Annotated in this window: 1 protein-coding gene; it reads left to right on the top strand. The window is 42.6% G+C overall.

The features are described 5' to 3' along the window. Positions 1–203 (top strand): hypothetical protein (locus tag SB749_RS20950; protein ID WP_410712015.1); only part of this gene is annotated, 203 nt, incomplete at its 5' end. Positions 204–235: the final 32 nt, after the last annotated feature.

The following is a 235-nucleotide window of genomic DNA, read 5'->3' as shown; positions in this document are numbered from 1 at the left end:
CCAGCTTTGCAAGCCAAGGCACAAGTACGACTGAAGAGCCTGCAACGACATCGCAAACTGAATCGAAAGAGCAAAGCAGCACATCGACTAGCTCTTCAAGTTCAGCAACGAATACGTCGTCAAGTAGTGCTAATAAAACAGATAAGTCTGAGGGTGGCGATTATTTCGACATTCCTGCTTTTTTACGTAAACAAGCAGACTAATTAAAAACAGTACTTTTGTGCGAAATGTGAAC

The sequence above is a fragment of the Brevibacterium sp. SIMBA_078 genome, from assembly GCF_046534565.1.
Taxonomy (GTDB): Bacteria; Actinomycetota; Actinomycetes; order Actinomycetales; family Brevibacteriaceae; genus Brevibacterium.
The sequence above is the reverse complement of the archived record's forward strand: the minus strand, read 5'-3'. Positions and strand labels throughout refer to the sequence as shown.